The 19,690-nt window shown below is 52.8% G+C and carries 18 protein-coding genes, 1 rRNA gene and 2 pseudogenes; 11 read left to right on the top strand and 10 right to left on the bottom strand.

Features of this window, described 5'->3' with window-relative positions:
- Positions 1 to 5 precede the first annotated feature (5 nt).
- Both rrf and MUU47_RS15095 read left to right on the top strand, forming a co-directional pair.
- Positions 6 to 121, top strand: a 5S ribosomal RNA gene (gene rrf, locus MUU47_RS15090).
- A 256-nt stretch (positions 122 to 377) separates the two neighbouring features.
- Positions 378 to 1,676 carry an MFS family transporter gene (locus MUU47_RS15095; RefSeq protein WP_258988982.1) on the top strand — a complete coding sequence of 433 codons (1,299 nt, stop codon included), beginning with the start codon at positions 378 to 380 and terminating at the stop codon, positions 1,674 to 1,676.
- A 1-nt stretch (position 1,677) separates the two neighbouring features.
- Here MUU47_RS15095 and MUU47_RS15100 read toward each other — a convergent pair whose 3' ends face one another.
- From MUU47_RS15100 to trxC, 5 genes are all read right to left on the bottom strand, one after another.
- Positions 1,678 to 2,001: a YfiM family lipoprotein gene (locus MUU47_RS15100; RefSeq protein WP_258988983.1), complete on the bottom strand. Its 324-nt coding sequence runs from the start codon at positions 1,999 to 2,001 to the stop codon at positions 1,678 to 1,680.
- Positions 2,002 to 2,045: 44 nt separating this feature from the next.
- Positions 2,046 to 3,401 carry a CDP-diacylglycerol--serine O-phosphatidyltransferase gene (pssA, locus tag MUU47_RS15105; protein ID WP_258988984.1) on the bottom strand — a complete coding sequence of 452 codons (1,356 nt, stop codon included), beginning with the start codon at positions 3,399 to 3,401 and terminating at the stop codon, positions 2,046 to 2,048.
- A 114-nt stretch (positions 3,402 to 3,515) separates the two neighbouring features.
- Positions 3,516 to 6,173, bottom strand: a complete 2,658-nt coding sequence (locus MUU47_RS15110) for a bifunctional acetate--CoA ligase family protein/GNAT family N-acetyltransferase (protein ID WP_258988985.1) — start codon at positions 6,171 to 6,173, stop codon at positions 3,516 to 3,518.
- Positions 6,174 to 6,208: 35 nt separating this feature from the next.
- The gene (tapT, locus tag MUU47_RS15115) at positions 6,209 to 6,907 is read right to left on the bottom strand and encodes a tRNA-uridine aminocarboxypropyltransferase (protein WP_258988987.1); all 699 of its coding nucleotides are present in this window, start codon (positions 6,905 to 6,907) and stop codon (positions 6,209 to 6,211) included.
- A gap of 69 nt (positions 6,908 to 6,976) precedes the next feature.
- Complete coding sequence (gene trxC, locus MUU47_RS15120; RefSeq protein ID WP_258988988.1) at positions 6,977 to 7,402, bottom strand: thioredoxin TrxC; 426 nt, start codon at positions 7,400 to 7,402, stop codon at positions 6,977 to 6,979.
- 208 nt (positions 7,403 to 7,610) lie between these two features.
- On the opposite strand from trxC, the gene MUU47_RS15125 reads away from it, so the two are divergent.
- Positions 7,611 to 8,708: a tRNA/rRNA methyltransferase gene (locus MUU47_RS15125; RefSeq protein WP_258988989.1), complete on the top strand. Its 1,098-nt coding sequence runs from the start codon at positions 7,611 to 7,613 to the stop codon at positions 8,706 to 8,708.
- 50 nt (positions 8,709 to 8,758) lie between these two features.
- Here the strand turns inward: MUU47_RS15125 and ung are convergent, their stop codons facing one another.
- Complete coding sequence (gene ung, locus MUU47_RS15130) at positions 8,759 to 9,448, bottom strand: uracil-DNA glycosylase (protein WP_258988990.1); 690 nt, start codon at positions 9,446 to 9,448, stop codon at positions 8,759 to 8,761.
- A 318-nt stretch (positions 9,449 to 9,766) separates the two neighbouring features.
- Here ung and grcA point away from each other — a divergent pair, with 318 nt between their 5' ends.
- A complete protein-coding gene (grcA, locus tag MUU47_RS15135; protein ID WP_110508829.1) occupies positions 9,767 to 10,150 on the top strand; it encodes an autonomous glycyl radical cofactor GrcA in 384 nt (127 codons plus the stop codon).
- 191 nt (positions 10,151 to 10,341) lie between these two features.
- On the opposite strand, the gene srmB is transcribed toward grcA, so the two are convergent.
- On the bottom strand, positions 10,342 to 11,682 hold the full coding sequence (gene srmB / locus MUU47_RS15140) for an ATP-dependent RNA helicase SrmB (protein ID WP_258988991.1): 1,341 nt from the start codon (positions 11,680 to 11,682) through the stop codon (positions 10,342 to 10,344).
- A gap of 134 nt (positions 11,683 to 11,816) precedes the next feature.
- Between srmB and trmN the strand changes: the two genes are divergently transcribed.
- Complete coding sequence (trmN, locus tag MUU47_RS15145) at positions 11,817 to 12,554, top strand: tRNA(1)(Val) (adenine(37)-N(6))-methyltransferase TrmN (RefSeq protein ID WP_258989386.1); 738 nt, start codon at positions 11,817 to 11,819, stop codon at positions 12,552 to 12,554.
- On the opposite strand, the gene nadB is transcribed toward trmN, so the two are convergent.
- Positions 12,539 to 14,158, bottom strand: a complete 1,620-nt coding sequence (nadB, locus tag MUU47_RS15150) for an L-aspartate oxidase (protein WP_258988993.1) — start codon at positions 14,156 to 14,158, stop codon at positions 12,539 to 12,541. The genes trmN and nadB overlap by 16 nt on opposite strands.
- A gap of 423 nt (positions 14,159 to 14,581) precedes the next feature.
- Here nadB and rpoE point away from each other — a divergent pair, with 423 nt between their 5' ends.
- From rpoE to MUU47_RS15180, 6 genes and pseudogenes are all read left to right on the top strand, one after another.
- Entirely contained in the window at positions 14,582 to 15,157 is a 576-nt protein-coding gene (rpoE, locus tag MUU47_RS15155; protein ID WP_110508841.1) for an RNA polymerase sigma factor RpoE, read from the top strand.
- 31 nt (positions 15,158 to 15,188) lie between these two features.
- Positions 15,189 to 15,848 carry an anti-sigma-E factor RseA gene (gene rseA, locus MUU47_RS15160; protein ID WP_258988995.1) on the top strand — a complete coding sequence of 220 codons (660 nt, stop codon included), beginning with the start codon at positions 15,189 to 15,191 and terminating at the stop codon, positions 15,846 to 15,848.
- The gene (rseB, locus tag MUU47_RS15165) at positions 15,848 to 16,801 is read left to right on the top strand and encodes a sigma-E factor regulatory protein RseB (RefSeq protein WP_159776346.1); all 954 of its coding nucleotides are present in this window, start codon (positions 15,848 to 15,850) and stop codon (positions 16,799 to 16,801) included. The genes rseA and rseB overlap by 1 nt, the downstream gene beginning before the upstream one ends.
- Positions 16,798 to 17,277: a SoxR-reducing system protein RseC gene (rseC, locus tag MUU47_RS15170; protein WP_258988996.1), complete on the top strand. Its 480-nt coding sequence runs from the start codon at positions 16,798 to 16,800 to the stop codon at positions 17,275 to 17,277. Before rseB ends, rseC begins: the two co-directional genes overlap by 4 nt.
- A 408-nt stretch (positions 17,278 to 17,685) precedes the next feature.
- A pseudogene (locus tag MUU47_RS15175) lies at positions 17,686 to 17,979 on the top strand (Arm DNA-binding domain-containing protein); the annotation flags it as partial.
- Between the two features lie 15 nt (positions 17,980 to 17,994).
- Positions 17,995 to 18,334, top strand: a pseudogene (locus MUU47_RS15180) (integrase core domain-containing protein); the annotation flags it as partial.
- 90 nt (positions 18,335 to 18,424) lie between these two features.
- Here the strand turns inward: MUU47_RS15180 and MUU47_RS15185 are convergent.
- A complete protein-coding gene (locus tag MUU47_RS15185; RefSeq protein WP_258988997.1) occupies positions 18,425 to 19,000 on the bottom strand; it encodes a serine acetyltransferase in 576 nt (191 codons plus the stop codon).
- Positions 19,000 to 19,272, bottom strand: a complete 273-nt coding sequence (locus MUU47_RS15190; protein WP_258988998.1) for a helix-turn-helix domain-containing protein — start codon at positions 19,270 to 19,272, stop codon at positions 19,000 to 19,002. Before MUU47_RS15190 ends, MUU47_RS15185 begins: the two co-directional genes overlap by 1 nt.
- Between the last annotated feature and the right edge of the window lie 418 nt (positions 19,273 to 19,690).

The raw sequence follows: 19,690 nt of genomic DNA on the forward strand, positions 1-19,690 counted from the left end.
ATTTGCCTGGCGGCAACAGCGCGGTGGTCCCACCTGACCCCATGCCGAACTCAGAAGTGAAACGCCGTAGCGCCGATGGTAGTGTGGGGTCTCCCCATGCGAGAGTAGGGAACTGCCAGGCATCAAACAAGTAAGAAACCCCGACCGAAAGGCCGGGGTTTTTTGCGTTTATACGTCATAAATCCATCCAGCAATATACCCACCTTAATCTCTTGCGACAATTCCTGATTACTGATCCTGCTAACTGAATTTGTGCTTTTGATCACAAATCGCGTTATAACAATTGTGTAACATTTCGAGCGATAATTGTTCTTCCTGAGCGATCCTCAATATTTGTATCAGGAGCAGACCTGGTTTTTTGCTGGAGTATAATAACAATGACCGAGAATACGTATTCATCCCGAGAGTCCCTGATGGGCAGTGATTCACGGCGTCGGGTCTGGGCTATCGTGGGTGCTTCATCTGGTAACCTTGTCGAGTGGTTTGATTTTTACGTCTATTCGTTTTGCTCACTCTACTTTGCACATATCTTCTTCCCCTCAGACAATACCACCACACAGCTTCTGCAAACCGCCGGCATTTTTGCTGCGGGTTTTCTGATGCGGCCGATTGGCGGCTGGCTGTTTGGACGTATTGCCGATCGTCACGGACGAAAAAAGTCGATGCTGATTTCGGTCTGCATGATGTGTTTTGGCTCGTTGGTGATTGCCTGTCTGCCTGGATACGCGACGATTGGCACCTGGGCTCCGGCATTACTGCTACTGGCAAGATTGTTCCAGGGACTTTCCGTCGGCGGAGAGTACGGCACCAGCGCCACCTACATGAGTGAAGTGGCGATTGAAGGCCGGAAAGGTTTCTTTGCCTCGTTCCAGTACGTAACGCTGATTGGCGGCCAGCTGCTGGCTTTGCTTGTGGTCGTTGTTCTTCAACAAGTGCTGAGCAATGAGGATTTGCATACTTGGGGCTGGCGTATTCCCTTTGCGCTGGGTGCAGTACTGGCGTTAGTTGCACTTTGGTTACGTCGTCAGCTGGATGAAACGTCGCAGCAGGAAACGCGCGCCCTGAAGGAGGCCGGATCGTTCAAAGGCCTGTGGCGCAATCGCAAAGCGTTTTTGATGGTGCTCGGCTTCACCGCCGGTGGCTCTTTGGTGTTCTATACCTTTACAACCTATATGCAAAAGTATCTGGTGAACACCACGGGTATGAGCGCCAGCGTGGCTAGCATCGTGATGACGGCTGCGCTTTTTTGCTATATGGCGGTGCAGCCGTTGTTCGGTGCTCTGTCCGACAGAATTGGTCGTCGTACGTCGATGCTGTGTTTTGGTGGGCTGGCCACGCTGTTTACCGTCCCGATCCTCACCGCACTGCAACATGTGCATTCGCCGTATGCCGCGTTTGCATTAGTAATGTGCGCCCTGCTGATCGCCAGTTTTTACACGTCCATAAGTGGGATCCTTAAAGCCGAAATGTTCCCCGCTCAGGTGCGTGCGCTTGGCGTTGGGTTGTCTTACGCCGTCGCCAACGCGCTGTTCGGTGGTTCGGCAGAGTATGTCGCCCTGTCGCTGAAATCTATGGGCTTTGAGAGTGCGTTCTTCTGGTATGTCACTCTGCTGAGTGCGGTGGCATTTGTGGTGTCGCTGATGTTGCACAGCAAAGGGAAGGGGTTACGTCTGTAGTTTATTGATGCGCCATGTGCCATACCGTATAGCCGGTTGTGGCCCCGGCGACATCCCATGCAAAATCTTTCCAACTCCAGCCGCTGCCTGATGGGCGGCTGTCCCATACTTCCTTCCCTGCACCAAGACTGAGAGAGAACATCAGGCCATAGGCTGCACTTCTGTCCTGACTGAATCCTTGATGCTGGGCGTATTCGTTGCCTGCTGCGGAGAGAATGGCGGACGCAATAAAGTGTTGTGCCTTATCCTGTCCGGTCCAGGCATCATTAGCCATATGGCTGCAACCGCAAAGCCACAGTGAAGACAGCAGAACCAGAATACGCATAGCAGGCTCCCTGTAAAAAAGCCCCGACCATCGGGGCTTGAGGATCACAGAATGCGGCTGATGAGCCTGTCGATTCGAATTCGACGCAGACGGCGAATCAGCTTACGGACTTTAACCGGATAGTCGGCGATACTTTGCAGATCGCGATAATGATTTACCACTGTGGTATGTTTGCGGATCAGTTCCAGCTCTTTATCCCGGGCCTCGGCCAACTGCTGTTTCGGATCGTGAATGAGAATTGCATTCTCCAGATCCAGTCGCCATGCACGTGGGTTCAGGTTGTTGCCGGTCAGCAGCATCCATTCGTCATCGACCCACATGCCTTTCAGATGGTAGCTGTTGTCTTCATCTTTCCACAGGCGAACGACCAACTGGTCGGTATTCACATAATACTGCAGGCGGCTAAGGAAACGGCGCAGATTGATTTCATACAAATAAGGCAGCGCGCCGATTATCTTAAACGGCTGATCTTCTGGAATATAAAAGTCATTGGCCGTTTTATCACCAACAATGATTTCAACCTTTTTCCCCTGGCGCAGCAGGTGGATAATGTTTCGCACTAATACGGCAGGAAGGTTGAAATAAGGCGTGCAGATAGTCAACTTCTCTTCGGTGCACGGCATCAAATGGAAAATTGTCTTGTTGAGCATGCTCGATTTCCCGAGCCCAACCAGTGGCGTAACGGAGAGCTGCTCGTTATCAGCATCGCCCTGGAAATGGTAACCGGAGTCACGCAGTTCCTGGCGATAGAGACGAATATCGTTTTTGATTTCCGGGCTTTTCGGGCGCTCATTATCATCGAGACGGTTTACGCCGCGGCCATGCACCAGATTCTGATCCACCCAGTCAAACATGATATCGGCCATCTGCGCATTACCAATCGACTGGTAGCGGTCATAGCGATACTTATCATGCTGATGCAGGTAAACGTCGTTGATGCTCGCGCCGCTGTAGAGCACGCAGTCGTCGATAATAAAGCCTTTATAGTGCAGAACGCCTAACGCCTCGCGGGTATTAACCGGCACGCCGAACGCAGGAACATCCACGCCAGGGTTTTCCTGAGCCATACGGGTGTACCAATCGGCGTTGGTGTTAGATGCAGCGGCACCAATGCGTCCGCGCTGGGCGCGGTGCCAGTCAACCAGGATACGGACATCGAGTTCAGGGCGCTGACGCTTGGCGTCATAAATAGCCTGCAAAACCGCTTTACCGCCATCATCTTGTTCCAGATAAAGGGCGATAATGCAGATGCGGCGAGTCGCGTTGGCGATTTTAGCCAACAGCACTTGCCGAAAATCCGCAGGGGCATAAAAGAACTCGACATCATCAACTGACTGAGAAAGCTTAGGTAGTTGAGCAAGGTGTTGTTGATGCTTGTTGCGCTTAAATTTTGACAACATCACAGTGCGATTCTTCTCTGATTAATCAAGGGTCCTCTGTACCATGCAGACGACAGAAGCGAGCAATAATACCATCAGTGCCAGCTAAAGTGGTCAACATTTCCAGCAGCTTAGTTACGATGGCGATGAGGATAGTCTTAATGTCAACCCGACAATGCCATCTTCAAGCTGGATATCGACGTCAAAACCCAGCTTACGGGCCAGTGCAATCATTCCCTGATTATTGGGCATGGTAATGCCATTCAAGCGCGATAGCCCATGTTCACGCGTATAGTCGATGAGTTTTTCCAGTAGACGACGCCCCAGGCCGAGGCCTTTCAAATCGGATCGCACCAGTACGGCAAACTCTGCATCAATATTGTCCGGGTCTGAAATGGCACGTGTAACGCCCAGGATTTCAATCCCAGTCTCCATGGAATGCACGGCGACAAAAGCCATTTCACGATCGTAGTCGATCTGCGTCATATTGGCTAAATCGTCATGGGTAAATTCATTGATTTCACTGAAGTAGCGGTAGTAGAGATCTTCTTTTGTGACCTGGGCGATAAACTTCTGCAACAGCGGTTCATCCTCCGGCAGGATGGGGCGAAACAGGCAGCGTTCACCGTTCTTCAGCTCGACCCACTCTTCAAATTGCTGCGGATACGGACGCACCGTTAAACGGCTTTCGCTATCCCCTTCAAACGGTCCAATCTCAAGCGTCACATCCAGTGCGGTGAATTCGTCTCCGGAAGCCAGCAAAGGATGAATATCCAGTCGTTGGATCTCCGGACAGTCGACAATCAGATTCGACACCTGGACCAGCACCTGGCTGAGGCCAACGACATTCAGCGGACGTAACGCGCTTCTGCCACGGATCTTTTTACTTTTAATCGCCTGAATCACCAGATAACGGGCGAGATTCATGTTCAGCGGTGGCAGCGCCACGGCGGCCTGATCTTCTGCGCGCCACTCAACGCCCCCTTCACCGAGCATGATGAGCGGGCCAAACAGCGGATCGTGTTCGACGACGATCCGCAGCTCCTGAGCACCCGCGCGGTTCGCCATACTCTGAACTAACAGCCCGTGAATCCGCGCCTGAGGCCAGGTCATTTTCACGCGATCGAGGATGGCATCAGCCGCCTGCTGCACTTCTGCGGCGGTACGCAGATAGAGCATGACGCCCTGAACTTCTGACTTATGCGGGATATCAGGCGAACGCAGTTTCAACGCCACCGGATAGCCAATCTGTTCAGCGATATGCACCGCTTCGGCACTGTCTGCCGCTATCCACGTAGGCAACGTATGCATGCCGTAAGCTTTGAGGATTGGCTGCACTTCGTGAGTGTCGAGTGACGTGGCACCTTCCGCAATGGCGTGCTGAAGCAGCGCATGGGCGTCGGCGGTATTGGCGGTCAGATTGTCCGGTAATACCGGTGTTTCACGCAGTTGCTTCTGATTACGGCGGTATTCCACCATATGCATAAATGCGGTGATGGTACCTTCCGGCGTGCGGTAGGTGGGAATACCGGTATCGCTAAATAAGCGGCGTGCTTCCTGTGAGGAATATTCCCCGCACCAGTTGGTTAACACGGTGACGTATTTGCCACGGGCGTGATGATTGAGGGTATCAATTAACGCCTGGGCGCTTTCTGTTCCCGGTGCGGCTGCGCTCGGGGAATGGATGACCAACAGGGCATCATAATCCTGGCTGTCGAGCAGAATACTCAGCGCTTTTTGATAGTGGTCGCTGCTGGCGTCATCGCGCAGGTCGAGCGGGTTCGCCGCTTCTACGCTCCCCGGCAGCGCACCACCAAGACGGTTCAGCGTCTCGTCGCTGAGCGTTGCCAGCTTTCCATTGCGAAGCCAAAGTTCGTCCAGTGCCAGTGCCGCAGGTGCTGCGCCGTTGCTGACAATCATCAGGCGTTCACCGCGCAGCGGCCGCATATGGCTCAGCGTTTCGACGGCGGAAAACAGCTCATGCGTATCCTGCACGCGCAATAAACCGGCTCGCTGAATGGCGGCATCCCAGGCCGGATCCATTCCTGAATTCACATGCAGCAGGCGCTGGGCTGCAGGACTACGTCCACTCTTAATGACCAGAATTGGTTTATTGCGCGAGGCGCTACGGGCAGCCGAAACGAAACGTCGGGCGTCGCTGAGGTGCTCCAGATAGAGCAGAATGGCGCTGGTTTTGCTGTCGCGGGCGAGAAAGTCGAGCAGGTCATCCACGTCAATATCGAGACTGTCACCCAGGGCGATAAAATAGGAAAAGCCCATCTCGCGCTGTTGCGCCCAGTCAAGAATGGTATTGGACACCGCCGCCGATTGCGAAATAAACGCCAGCTTACCGCGACGGATCGGCACCGGCGAAAAGCTGGCATTCAGCCCTTGCCAGGGGGCAAGCAGCCCCAGACTATTAGGGCCAAGAAGGCGCATCTGAAAGCGGGCGGCGCAGGCTTTCAGTTCGCTGAACTGTTCCTGCGGTGCGGAAAGAATAATGCACGTTTTACAGCCTTTCTGACCGAGTGCTTCCAGCAGTTCCAGATTACGTTTCGCATGGGTGCAGATAACGGCCAGGTCCGGCGTGAATGGCAGGCTGTCGATATCAGGCCAGGCCAGCACCCCCAGAACCGCTTTCCAGGCAGGCGTCACCGGCAAAACCGGCCCGCTAAAACCGCCGGCCAGCAGATTGCGCATCATAAGATAGCCTGCACGCTGTGGCTTCATTGATGCGCCAATGACGGCTATTGATTTGGGTCTCAGTAACGCTTCCAGTCCCCGTTGGCTCATCGCACTCTCTCCTGGACGATCGTTCCTGAATGATTTTAAACGCTTTCTGGCTCCGTCACTGTGATGTTTCCCTTATGCTGAGGTTTTCCTGCCAGATAACGGGTGCGGAAACACTGAAAATGGTTGCCCAGTGCGCCAGCGGCTTCGGTGTCATTCGCTAAATCTAGCAGTGCGATCGCCACTTCTGCCGTGCAGTACTGACCTTCAGCATGCGCTTCCCGCAGGTGGTAGGCAGAAACGCGTGATAAATCGACAGAAATCACCGGCAGGCCATCAAGATAAGGGCTTTTGCGGAACATCTTCCGTGCTTCGGTCCAGGTGCCATCAAGCATAATAAACAGCGGCGGTTTACCTGACGGGGGGGAGGTAATGACTTCGCGTTCAGCCCCGGCATAAGACGCCGGAAATACAACCATCGGTTGATAATCCGGATTGCGGACTAAATCGAGTAGCGCCTGAGGCGGCTCAGTGCGCGACCATTGAAAGGCTTCGGTATCGGGAAGAATATCGGCAATCAGGCGGCCGGTATTACTCGGCTTCATCGGCTCGGTATCAAACATCACCAGACAAAAACGGCTCCGGGCAGCAGAAGGCATGAGGGTTTCACACAGACACTGTTTCAGCGGTAAAAGACAGCGCTGGCAGCGGCGAATACGATTTCCACGGGCAAGAAACGGGCGAGTGGCGCGAGCGAGACGTTCGGCGCGCAGGCGGAGGACGGCGTTATCAGTCATTTTGCGTTGTGCTGGAAAAACGCCATTGTCGCAGAGGGGAAAGCGGGGCACAAGACGTGCCCCGGCAGATCAAGCTTCGGTAGCTTCGTTCAACCAGCTGTCGAACGGTGCTTTAGGCACTGCACCGTTGAGCATGTCCAGCACTTCACCTTTATGGAAAATCATAATGGTTGGAATGCTGCGAATACGGAAACGTGCGCTAAGCTCACGTTCGGCTTCAGTATTTACTTTTACTAAACGCATTTTACCGCTGCGCTCTTCCGCGACGTCTTCGAAAATTGGTGCAAAGTTACGGCATGGGCCGCACCACGGTGCCCAGAAATCAACCACGACCGGCAAATCATCTTTCAACAATTTATCCAGCGTTTCACCGGTAGCATTGATAACATCGCCATCAAACAGCTCGTGACCGCAGCGGCCACACTTGGCGGAGTCGTTAATACGATCGTCGGGGATACGGTTAAGCGCCTGGCAACTGGCACAAACGGTATTCATAGCTAACCTCTGGGTAATCGGGTTGAGTCAACGGCCTGAATGGCCGAAATGTTTCTTTAATGTTACGTATTATCGATGAGACTGTTTTAAAGGACAATGTGATTTATTCGATGAATACAATAGTCGCAGTCTTTGGTACGAAATCATGGCGAAGCTCGGACACATCGGGTAATCTTCGCGCTTCGCGCAGCGCAGGTGGAGAATAAAGATGAACGACGAACTGAAAAATAAAAGCGGCAAGGTCAAAGTGATGTACGTCCGCAGTGATGATGACTCGGATAAACGCACGGAAAACCCGCGCACCGGTAAAGGCGCTGGTCTGAGCCGCAATAGCCCGTCCCGTTCCGAAGGTGGTCGTCGTCCTGCGCGCGATAGTCGTGATGGAAAGTCTCGCGATGGCAAACCGCGTGGCGGTGACCGTTTCCGCGACCGTGATAATTCACGTGACAGCGGACCGCGCGACGACAACCCATGGCGCACCGTTTCACGCGCACCGGGCGCAGTTGTTGCAGACAAACCCGATCACGGCGGGATCAGCGGCAAGAGCTTTGTCGACCCAGAAGTTATCCGTCGTCAGCGCGCAGAAGAAACCCGTGTTTACGGCGAAAATGCTTGTCAGGCGCTGTTCCTGAGCCGCCCGGACTGCATCGTTCGCGCCTGGTTCATCCAGAGCGTGACCCCCCGTTTCAAAGAAGCCCTGCGCTGGATGGCGGCAAACCGTAAAGCCTATCACGTGGTAGACGAAGCGGAGCTGGAGAAAGCTTCTGGCACCGAACACCACGGCGGCGTTTGCTTCCTGATTAAAAAGCGTAACGGTACCAGCGTTAAGCAATGGGTGAGTGAAGCGGCCGAAGAAGACTGCGTACTGGCGCTGGAAGATGTGGGCAACCCACACAACCTCGGCGCAATTATGCGTAGCTGCGCACACTTCGGTGTTAAAGGTGTCGTGGTTCAGGATGCTGCAGTACTGGAGTCCGGTGCTGCAATCCGTACCGCAGAAGGTGGCGCAGAGCACGTACAGCCGATCACCGCTGACAGCTTCATTGACGCGCTGGATCAGTTCCGCAAAGCGGGCTATGCGATTGTGACCACCTCCAGCCATAAAGGTACCCCGCTGTTCAAAGCGACTATGCCGAAGAAAATGGTACTGGTGCTGGGTCAGGAACGTGATGGTCTGTCCGATGCCGCTCTTGAGTCTTCAGACCTGAGCGTCGCTATCAACGGAACCGGCAATGTAGAGAGCCTGAACGTTTCCGTCGCAACCGGCGTTCTGCTGGCCGAATGGTGGCGTCAGAACAAAGGGTGATGCTTCAACATTGCTAAAATGAAAATGCCAGCGAGATGCTGGCATTTTTTTTATTCGCTTTCAGCCGGCAGGACCGGCATCCAGTCAATTGGAGGCTCGCCGCGTTGCGCCAGCCATTCGTTGACCAGTACAAAGTGATTTGAGCCAAAGAAGCCACGATGGGCTGACAGCGGCGACGGATGCGGCGCTTTCAGCACGTGATGACGCTTGCGGTCGATAATCGAGCCTTTCTTCTGTGCATGCGCACCCCATAGTAAAAAGACCACGCCCTCGCAATGTTCATTGATCAGGGCAATCACTTTATCGGTAAAGGTTTCCCAGCCAAGACTGGCATGTGAATGCGCCTGGCCTGTGCGGACCGTCAGTACCGTGTTGAGCAACAGTACGCCCTGGTGCGCCCAGCTTTCCAGATAACCATGCGTTGGGCGAGTGAAGCCCGGAATGGTGCCTTCCAGCTCTTTGTACATGTTTAACAAAGAAGGCGGCGTGGCAACACCCGGGAGAACGGAAAACGCCAGCCCATGCGCCTGGCCTGGGCCGTGATACGGATCTTGCCCGAGGATCACTACCTTTACATCGCGCAGTTCGGTATAGCGAAACGCATTGAACACATCTTTTTGCGACGGATAAATCGTGGTTCCCGCCTGACATTCCTCGGCAACGGTTGCCAGGGTATTGATGAAGTAGGGCTGTTCTTTTTCACTGGCTAGCACGTCGTGCCAGGTTAAAGACGTGGTCATGTCGCTCTCCTGCAAATATCGTTGGCGATAGCTTAACGGCTTCTTGGTAGGGAACAAAATTTTGTCAGCGGGAAAGTTCGCTCTATTTCAAATAAAATTGAATGTTTACAGGCATATTTGTGTTTTGCAGGGCTTGAAAATTGACTTAAAACAACAAAATTCATGGATGTACTCAGTACACACACCAATTCTATTGATTTAAATCAATGATTGCCGGGTGTCAGACTGATATATATACACTCAAGCAACAATGGTTTTACCAATTGGCCAGCGTCTGGCCAATGCAAAAACGAATAAATGAGCCTAGGGAGGCATCAAATGATTACTGGTATCCAGATTACTAAAGCTGCAAACGACGACCTGCTCAACTCTTTCTGGCTGCTCGACAGCGAGAAAGGCGAAGCGCGTTGCCTGGTAGCTAAAGGCGGTTTCACTGAAGATCAGGTTGTTGCGGTTAACGCTCTGGGCGAAATCGAATACCGTGAAATCCCGGTAGACGTTCAGCCAGAAGTCCGCGTTGAAGGTGGTCAGCACCTGAACGTGAACGTTCTGCGTCGCGAAACGCTGATGGACGCCGTTGAGCACCCAGAAAAATACCCACAGCTGACCATCCGTGTTTCTGGTTACGCGGTGCGTTTCAACTCACTGACTCCAGAACAGCAGCGCGACGTTATCGCTCGTACTTTCACCGAAAGCCTGTAATTTCTCAGGGGTGGGAAGTGACGGCGATCGGCTAAGTTAACGAAAGCCAAAACGCTCAGCACAGAACGGAGAATGACTCAGTCATTCTCCGTTTTTTTATGCGTGTATCGGGATGATGTCATGCAAAAAAAAGTGAGACAGGGTGGCGTGGAAAGGATAGAAAAAAGCCGGGAAATTTCCCGGCTCGCTTTTTACTCTTCGGTTTTCTTCGGCTCGGTCGCCGCGGCAGCGACTGCACTTGGCTTACGGCGCTTACCGATGTTTTTGGCATCGCGATGGCGATTCTTCACGCGCGGTTTTTCTTTTTCCGCTTTTTTCTTCTCTTCGCGTTTAGCCATTACTTTCTTAGACGGCTTGCCTTGCAGTTTCTCGCTTGGGACACGAGTTTGCGGACGCATTTCATCAACCACGCGAGCTTTCAGTGGCTCTTCAATATAGCGACCGATTTTGCTCAGCAGCAGATGGTCATGCGCTTCGACTAACGAAATAGCGATACCTTTACGTCCGGCACGGCCCGTACGGCCGATACGGTGCAGATAGGTATCACCGCTGCGTGGCATGTCGAAGTTGAAGACGTGGCTCACATCCGGAATGTCGATCCCGCGTGCAGCAACGTCGGTGGCAACCAGTACATTCACGCGACCGTCGGTCAGGCGTAAAATAGCTTCGTTACGTTTGGCCTGAACCATCTCACCTTCGAGATAGCAGTTATTGATGCCTTTCTCACGCAGCCAGCCCGCCAACTCATGCACACGCTCACGTTTACGCACAAACACGATTGAACGCGTCGCGTCTTCCTGCTGAAGCAGGTGAATCAACAACGCCGTTTTATGCTGAACGTCATCGGCACGGTAGTACCACTGATGGATCTTCTTGCGTTCGCGGGTGGACGGTGTCGCAGACACTTCCACCGGATCCTGCAACAGACGATCGGAAAATTCCTTGATCGCATCGCCTTCCAGCGTAGCGGAGAACAGCATGGTCTGTTTACGCCAGCGCGTTTCCGCAGCGATGGTTTCGATATCCTGGGCAAAGCCCATGTCCAGCATGCGGTCCGCTTCATCTAGGATCAGCGTTTCAACCGCGCGGCAGTCAAAGTTTTCTTCTTTGATGTACTGCAGCAGACGTCCGGTGGTGGCCACCACAATGTCCTGATTTTCACTGAACACTTCAGCGTGGTTCATATAGGCCACGCCGCCAGTGATGGTAGCGATGTCTAAATGGGTATTTTTCGCCAGCTCACGAGCATGATCGGCAACCTGCATCGCCAGTTCGCGAGTTGGGGTCACAATCAGAATGCGCGGCGGGCCGGATTTTTTTCGCGGGAAGTCGAGCAGGTGCTGCAACGCTGGCAGCAGATACGCCGCCGTTTTACCGGTGCCTGTCGGCGCAGAACCGAGGACATCACGGCCATCGAGCGCAGGCGGGATCGCAGCGGCCTGAATGGCGGTCGGGCGTGTGAAGCCTTTTTCCTGGAGCGCATCCAGAAGGCTATCGTCGAGTTCTAGTTCGGAAAAAGTCGTTACAGTCATGTTCTACCTCAGTATGGGCCGCCGATTATAGACGTTATGGCCGTAATCTTCATCTGTTTGTATGGCTATCTGTTCTCGGGTATTGTGCAGTACCCGACGCTCAGGGGATTTTATCAGGAAAAAGGTTGTTGATGATGAGTCAGTCTTCATCCGTGCTTCGTCGCAATGGATTTACGTTTAAGCAATTTTTTGTCGCTCACGATCGCTGTGCCATGAAGGTCGGGACGGACGGTATCCTGCTCGGTGCCTGGGCTCCCATTGCCCGTGTAAAACGGATCCTCGACATGGGGACCGGCAGTGGACTGCTGGCGTTAATGTTAGCGCAGCGTACGGAAAACACAGTGATGATTGATGCCGTTGAACTCGACGCCGATGCCGCTGGGCAAGCTGCGGAAAACGTCGCCGAGTCGCCATGGGCGGATCGTATTCATATTCATACCGCCGATGTACAGCGGTGGCTGGTGGAAGAAAACAGCCGCTATGACCTGATTATCAGTAATCCTCCGTATTATGAGCAGGGGGTGGAATGCGCCACACCTCAGCGCGAGCAGGCACGATATACCACCACCCTCGATCACGCGGCGCTGCTTACCTGTGCGGCCAATGCGATTACCGAAGACGGTTTTTTCTGTGTGGTGTTGCCAGAGAATATCGGTAATGCGTTTACCGAACGCGCGCTGTCGATGGGTTGGCATTTGCGTCTGCGAACCGACGTAGCAGAAACCGAGCTGCGTCTGCCGCATCGCGCGCTTCTGGCCTTCTCGCCACAGGCGGGCGAATGCTTCAGCGACAGGCTGGTTATCCGTGGGCCAGAGCAGCAATATTCCGAAGGCTACACTGCACTGACCCAGGCATTTTACTTGTTTATGTGAGTCAACGGGGAGAGTACCGACGGCCCTGAGTTTTCCAGCAAGTCCGGATAATCCAGGGTGTAATGCAGGCCGCGGCTCTCTTTACGCATCAGGGCGCAGCGTACGATTAGCTCCGCCACCTGCACCAGATTGCGCAATTCAAGCAGGTTATTCGACACGCGGAAACGGGAGTAGTACTCGTCCAGTTCCTGCTGCAATAAGGTAATACGACGCAGCGCGCGCTCCAGACGTTTGGTGGTGCGCACAATGCCGACGTAGTCCCACATAAACAGCCGCAGTTCGTGCCAGTTATGCTGAATAACCACCAGTTCATCCGGGTTCTCTACCCGACTTTCATCCCAGGCAGGCAGTGAACTGACTTCGCGGGCATAAGGCATCCGTTTCTTGATATCTTCAGCCGCCGACCAGCCATACACCAGACACTCAAGCAGTGAGTTTGACGCCATGCGATTGGCACCGTGCAGGCCGGTGTAGCTGACTTCACCGATGGCATAAAGCCCGTCAACGTCAGTACGACCAAAATCATCCACTATCACGCCTCCGCATGTGTAATGCGCAGCGGGAACGATCGGCACCGGTTCTTTCGTCAGATCGATGCCGAGGCTCAGCAGTTTTTCGTGGATCATCGGGAAATGCTGACGGACAAATGCTTCCGGTTTGTGGCTGATGTCGAGATACATACAGTCCGCGCCGAGACGTTTCATTTCATGATCAATCGCGCGGGCGACAATATCGCGCGGCGCCAGCTCTTCACGCTCGTCGAAGTCTGGCATAAAGCGCGAGCCGTCAGGGCGTTTGAGCAGAGCGCCTTCGCCGCGCAGGGCTTCGGTCAGCAAGAAATTGCGCGCCTTTGGATGATAAAGCGCGGTCGGATGGAACTGATTGAACTCAAGATTCGCCACCCGGCAACCCGCACGCCAGGCCATCGCAATGCCATCGCCGGAGGAAATATCCGGATTGGTAGTGTACTGATACACCTTCGAGGCGCCGCCGGTCGCCAGTACCACAGATTTCGCCGCGCAGGTTTCCACCGCTTCTTTATTGCGATTCCAGATCCACGCGCCAACGACTCGTCGGGTGCCGGGCAAGCCAATTTTATCGGAGACGATCAGGTCCACGGCGTTGCTGCGTTCAATGACCTGAATATTTGGGTGATTTAACGCTTTTCCGACAAGCGTTGTTTCGACCTCTTTCCCTGTGGCATCGGCGGCATGAAGTATACGGCGATGGCTGTGTCCGCCTTCGCGTGTCAGATGATAGCTGGCTTCGCCATTGGCCTGGACTTCCGTATCAAACAGCACGCCCTGGTCGATAAGCCACTGGACGCAAGGGCGGGCGTTGCTGGCGACAAACGACACTGCATGGCGGTCGCAAAGACCAGCCCCGGCAATCAGCGTATCGTCGACATGAGATTCAATGCTGTCCGTTTCGTCGAACACGGCGGCAATCCCGCCCTGGGCGTAAAACGTCGAGCCTTCGCTGATGGGTCCTTTACTGAGCACAATGACTGAACTGTGCTCGGCGAGGCGTAGCGCAAGGGATAAACCGGCAGCACCGCTACCGACAATGAGCACATCACAGGAGAGATCGGGAGTCGTTGTCATAGTCTGTGTTTAATTTACTAAACAAGGTTCAGGCAATGTAGCACCAGAGTCCCGCTATTAGCACGATTATTTTTCTGTGTGGTTGTAATGGCTAAACAGAGAGGCTGAGCGGGAAAGTTTGTAAATCAAAGAAAATTATTGCGAAGCAGGTCGTTACCTTCAGATTTTATGATGAAAAAGAGGTGGCATTACGGTACTCTGCAGACAGATTTCAGACGTTTATTGTGCGCCTGACACTTCATTTAGCAGTGGTAGACTTATAATGAGTGATAATGAACTGTCTATCCGCAGTCACAAAAAGCAAAGGCGTAACTGAACTTTACGATAATAGCCCACTCTAAGCTGTTGCTTGCTCATAGTGCAGTATGTGGAGTGGCGTTTTGATTACGCATGGGAATAAGGTTTGAGGAGACATTACCTCGGATGAGCGAGCAGTTAACGGATCAGGTCCTTGTCGAGCGGGTCCAAAAGGGAGATCAGAAGGCCTTCAACCTGCTGGTGATACGCTATCAGCATAAAGTGGCAAATCTGGTTTCCCGATACGTACCGTCTGGCGATGTGCCTGACGTAGTACAAGAGTCTTTTATAAAGGCCTATCGTGCGCTGGATTCGTTCCGGGGAGATAGTGCTTTCTATACATGGCTGTACCGAATCGCCGTGAACACGGCAAAAAATTACCTGGTTGCTCAGGGGAGACGCCCGCCAGCAAGTGATGTTGACGCGATTGAAGCAGAAAATTACGAAAGTGGCGGTGCGCTGAAAGAAATTTCGAACCCTGAGAACTTAATGTTGTCAGAAGAACTGAGACAAATAGTGTTCCGTACCATTGAGTCTCTCCCGGAAGATTTACGCATGGCAATCACGTTACGGGAGTTGGATGGCCTGAGCTATGAAGAGATAGCGGCTATCATGGATTGTCCAGTGGGTACGGTTCGCTCGCGCATTTTCCGTGCACGAGAAGCTATTGATAATAAAGTTCAACCGCTAATCAGGCGTTGACGATAGCGGAATACTGGAAAAGGTATTAGGCATGCAGAAAGAAAAACTTTCCGCCTTAATGGATGGTGAAACGCTGGATAACGAGTTGCTCAACGAGCTGACCCGTTCATCTGAGATGCAAAGAGCATGGGAGAGCTACCATCTTATCCGCGATACCATGCGTGGTGAGACGGCGCAGACTCTCAATTTTGATATTTCAGCCCGCGTTATGGCCGCTATTGAGAATGAACCTGTACGTCTGGCGACGCCGCTCATTCCTGAAGCCCAACCCGCACCGCACCAGTGGCAGAATATGCCGTTCTGGAAAAAAGTGCGTCCGTGGGCCAGCTCCCTTACCCAAATGGGCGTTGCAGCTTGCGTATCACTTGCGGTGATCGTGGGCGTTCAGCACTACAACGGGCAATCCAATTCGACCGACCAACCTGAAACGCCGGTGTTTAACACACTGCCGATGATGGGCAAAGCAAGTCCGGTCAGTTTGGGTGTTCCTGCCGATGCCAGTGCGAGTAGTAATGCGGGTACAGGTCAGCAGCAGGTCCAGGAACAGCGCCGCCGTATCAACGCGATGCTTCAGGACTACGAATTGCAGCGTCGTCTGCACTCCGAACAGCTTCAGTTTGAACAAGCCCAGACTCAGCAAGCTGCTGTTCAGGTGCCTGGATATCAAACGTTAGGAACGCAATCGCAGTAATGAAGCAACTTTGGTGTGCCATGTCTTTAATGGCTGGTAGCCTGTTCTTCTCCGCCAACGCCTCGGCAGATGTCTCGTCCGGGGCGTTGTTGCAGCAGATGAATCTGGCCAGCCAGTCTCTCAACTACGAGCTGTCGTTTGTCAGCATCAATAAGCAGGGCGTAGAGTCACTACGCTATCGTCACGCGCGTCTGAATAATCAGGCTCTGGCGCAGTTGCTGCAGATGGACGGTCCGCGCCGTGAAGTCGTCCAGCGCGGAAACGAAATCAGCTATTTCGAGCCCGGTCTCGATCCCTTTACCCTGAACGGCGATTACATCGTCGATTCACTGCCATCTCTGGTCTATACCGACTTCAAACGCCTCGCGCCATACTACGACTTCATCTCCGTGGGCCGCACTCGCATTGCCGACAGGCTGTGTGAGGTCATCCGCGTGGTGGCGCGTGACGGGACGCGCTACAGCTATATCGTGTGGCTGGATTCGGAAACCAAACTGCCGATGCGCGTCGACTTGCTGGACAGGGACGGTGAAACGCTCGAGCAGTTCCGCGTTGTGGCGTTTAACGTCAGCGAGCAGGTGAGCAGCAATATGCAGACCCTCTCCACCGCGAGTCTGCCGCCGCTGCTGTCCGTGCCGGTTGGCGATAAAGTGAAATTCAGCTGGCTGCCGAGCTGGCTGCCGCAAGGGTTTGTTGAGGTTGCCGGAAGCCGTAGAACGTTGCCGACAATTGATACGCCGGTCGAGTCACGTCTTTATTCCGATGGGTTGTTTAGCTTCTCGGTGAACGTGAATCACGCCAATGCCAACAGCAGCGAGCAGGTCCTGCGTACCGGACGCCGTACAGTCAGTACGTCCGTTCGCGACAACTCTGAAATCACCATTGTGGGTGAGCTGCCACCGCAGACGGCGAAACGCATTGCGGACAGCATCAAATTCAAGGCGGCGCCATGATTAAAGAATGGGCCACAGTTATCTCCTGGGGCGACGGAGTCGCGAAGGTGAGCTGTGACGTCAAGTCCTCCTGTAGCAGTTGCTCCTCGCGGGCAGGTTGTGGCAGCCGGGTACTCAATAAGCTCGGGCCGCAAACGGAACATACCATTACCGTGCCCAGCGCGGAGCCGCTGGTGGTGGGACAGAAAGTAGAGCTTGGCATTAGCGAGGGTAGCCTGTTGACTTCCGCGGTGCTGGTCTACATGACGCCGTTACTGGGTCTTTTCGTCATGGCTGCGGTGTTTCAGCTGTTATTTGGCAGTGATTTAGCCGCGTTTGCCGGTGGTATTTTAGGTGGCGTGGGTGGCTTTTTGGTAGCCCGCGGCCTTTCCCCAAAACTGGCTTCTCGCGAAGCGTGGCAGCCGGTCATTATCAGCGTAGGTCTGCCGCCGAATATGCTGCGCGTCGACGCCTCATCTTCTGAACTGAGCCAGTAATTACGCTGGCTTTTATCTTTATTTACATGTCCAGCAGGATCTCCCCACAACTAACCGCTAAGCTTGCCGGAAGAGCATTTCCTGGCGACGGAGATGTAGTGTAGAATGCGGCGTTTTCGAACGATCAAACGTCAGGCGCAGACCCGCGGCCTCCAGGAATTCGTAAGGCATAACTAACTCTAACTATGAAGAATATACGTAATTTTTCGAGCATCGCGCACATCGATAATTGACATCTCGTTCCCCTCCGCAAACCTCCGACAAATACCCGTAAAAACCTCCCACCAAATCAGCAATCCAAAAATTAATACTGTTTGCATGTACAGTCAGGCTACGACATCATAATGATGGTTTTTTGTGTTCACCAGTGCGTCCATATTCTATGATTGACACACACAGGGATAATTAATAGCTATTTCAGATGGTTATATAAAGTTGTGCCTTGGCGAGAGCGCGACAAAATTGAAGATAAAGTAGGCCGGGACGGCCTGTGGGTTCGCATATCAAAGAAAGGCGCAGTCACTTTTTTCTACCAGCTCCGCTTTCTGGGTAAGCAGGACAAAATGACGATCGGAGGTTATCCAGAGTTTGGTCTCAAGCCTGCGTGCGACGAAGTGGGCCGCGATACTCGCGTGAGGTGAAAACCCACGCATCAGGCGAAACCTCGACAAAGCCAAAATAAACAGCCAGTACAGTTACGACAGGACGACCGCATAGGATGTAATGCTGAGGTCGGTAGAAAAGCGCTTCGGTGACATTGGCTACAGTGGCTGACGGATAACGGTTCAGCGTATACTACGCATGAAACGCTAAAGTTCGCCAGAGAGTTGAATCTGACGCCCTGTACGACAACGGTGAGCAGTTCGCAGAGCAATGGCATGGCCGAACGATTCGTGAAAACGATGAAGGAAGACTACATCGCGTTCATGCCAAAATCGAATGTGAGAACAGCGCGGCAAAACCTTGCGGCCGCGTTCACGCATTACAATGAAAATCATCGCACAGTGCGCTGGGGTACTACTCTACGAAAAATACCGGCGGCAGCGGGCATCGTTAACTTAAGATACAAAAGCTGTCCGGAGATGGCGGGTCAAGATCAGGAATTAAAGTGAGTGATTAAGTAGGCGATAATGACTATCGCCTACTTTTATTTGTTGCGGACGACCATCTCATTTGCAGAGTATACAACGGAGTTGTCAGGAACATTTTTATTCACAAAAGCCATTGAGCCTATTGTTACATTGTTACCGATGGTGATATCGCCAATGATACAGGTATTACATCCAATTTCGACGTTATCACCAATACGGCTATAGCCTTGATCAGTTCCATTTCTTGCGCCGATTGTAACACCTTGTCGGATTATTGCATTCGCACCAATAACAATATTGCCCCGCATTACCACGCCAGGGAAGTGAACAATTTTAAACCCTGGACCTATGGAAGCTCTTGGGTTGATGTCCGTCGAGTAGCTGCGGTTCAGCTTTCTCAATTTGTGTTTAGCAACCTTTCCTAACTTGAATTTGTTGGACTGGAAGAAGTAACGCCATATCCGAAACCAAAAGTAAAATCTGCGATCAGAGCATTTGATGGCTCGATGAATTGCGACGGGCCATGAGAATGGCTTGCTGCCTTTTTGAACTTCTTTATGAAGGCACTCTTTGAGATGCTTATATGCGAAATAGTGCTCCACACGAAGAAAATCACGATTCAAGTTTTTCATTAAGTCGTTACCTGGAATTCCGAACCAATTTCCCGCATTTTACCAAGCACCTTATGGATTTCATCCTCGTTAAGTGCTAATTGCGCGGCCATAAAGAACAATATGTGCGGTGACATAGCGCGCGGCGACTCTCCGCCAGTATATTTTCGCCACTGGCTATTGCTGGCAACGCCCGCCAGGTCAGCCATTTGATTGCCCGTATACCCCAGTTCTTCTTTTAGTTTTTCCAGTTGCATTGGGGTAGGTGGGATGTAGTCATTAATCAGTCGCATACAGTACCTATGGAAAAGCCCCCGAAGGGGCTTAACATTAAATCAGTTTGAGAATTACCGTTGTGATAGCAGCCGCGGTACCGATGAGAACCGATGCAACATCGGATACCAAGCTGACTCACGGTTCAGTTCGAGGTTTCCGCCATTAGTTTTGCGATTTCGGCCTGGATTTTTTCCAGTTCGGCAGTTGTCATATCGTTGGAGCCCATCGTTCATCCTTTCGGGCCTGGGCTGCAGCCTTTCCGCTACCTCACGCGATAAATATTAGCCCCTTTGGTGCTATCTGTCAATGGTTCTTCTCCACTTGGTGGCATGATGTCGTATGTTAATCAACAGATCGTATGCTGACGATTTCGACGCTACAGTGTAATATGCAGGCCAGTCGTTGATGGGGTAGTTACTGTGGAATGTCCACCGC

The sequence above is a fragment of the Scandinavium hiltneri genome (assembly GCF_024764835.1).
Lineage (GTDB): Bacteria > Pseudomonadota > Gammaproteobacteria > Enterobacterales > Enterobacteriaceae > Scandinavium > Scandinavium hiltneri.

Coding starts and splice junctions, on each gene's coding strand:
- MUU47_RS15095 (WP_258988982.1), top strand. CDS start 378: ATGACCGAGAATACGTATTCATCCCGAGAGTCCCTGATGGGCAGTGAT.
- MUU47_RS15100 (WP_258988983.1), bottom strand. CDS start 2,001: ATGCGTATTCTGGTTCTGCTGTCTTCACTGTGGCTTTGCGGTTGCAGC.
- pssA (WP_258988984.1), bottom strand. CDS start 3,401: ATGTTGTCAAAATTTAAGCGCAACAAGCATCAACAACACCTTGCTCAA.
- MUU47_RS15110 (WP_258988985.1), bottom strand. CDS start 6,173: ATGAGCCAACGGGGACTGGAAGCGTTACTGAGACCCAAATCAATAGCC.
- tapT (WP_258988987.1), bottom strand. CDS start 6,907: ATGACTGATAACGCCGTCCTCCGCCTGCGCGCCGAACGTCTCGCTCGC.
- trxC (WP_258988988.1), bottom strand. CDS start 7,402: ATGAATACCGTTTGTGCCAGTTGCCAGGCGCTTAACCGTATCCCCGAC.
- MUU47_RS15125 (WP_258988989.1), top strand. CDS start 7,611: ATGAACGACGAACTGAAAAATAAAAGCGGCAAGGTCAAAGTGATGTAC.
- ung (WP_258988990.1), bottom strand. CDS start 9,448: ATGACCACGTCTTTAACCTGGCACGACGTGCTAGCCAGTGAAAAAGAA.
- grcA (WP_110508829.1), top strand. CDS start 9,767: ATGATTACTGGTATCCAGATTACTAAAGCTGCAAACGACGACCTGCTC.
- srmB (WP_258988991.1), bottom strand. CDS start 11,682: ATGACTGTAACGACTTTTTCCGAACTAGAACTCGACGATAGCCTTCTG.
- trmN (WP_258989386.1), top strand. CDS start 11,817: ATGAGTCAGTCTTCATCCGTGCTTCGTCGCAATGGATTTACGTTTAAG.
- nadB (WP_258988993.1), bottom strand. CDS start 14,158: ATGACAACGACTCCCGATCTCTCCTGTGATGTGCTCATTGTCGGTAGC.
- rpoE (WP_110508841.1), top strand. CDS start 14,582: ATGAGCGAGCAGTTAACGGATCAGGTCCTTGTCGAGCGGGTCCAAAAG.
- rseA (WP_258988995.1), top strand. CDS start 15,189: ATGCAGAAAGAAAAACTTTCCGCCTTAATGGATGGTGAAACGCTGGAT.
- rseB (WP_159776346.1), top strand. CDS start 15,848: ATGAAGCAACTTTGGTGTGCCATGTCTTTAATGGCTGGTAGCCTGTTC.
- rseC (WP_258988996.1), top strand. CDS start 16,798: ATGATTAAAGAATGGGCCACAGTTATCTCCTGGGGCGACGGAGTCGCG.
- MUU47_RS15185 (WP_258988997.1), bottom strand. CDS start 19,000: ATGAAAAACTTGAATCGTGATTTTCTTCGTGTGGAGCACTATTTCGCA.
- MUU47_RS15190 (WP_258988998.1), bottom strand. CDS start 19,272: ATGCGACTGATTAATGACTACATCCCACCTACCCCAATGCAACTGGAA.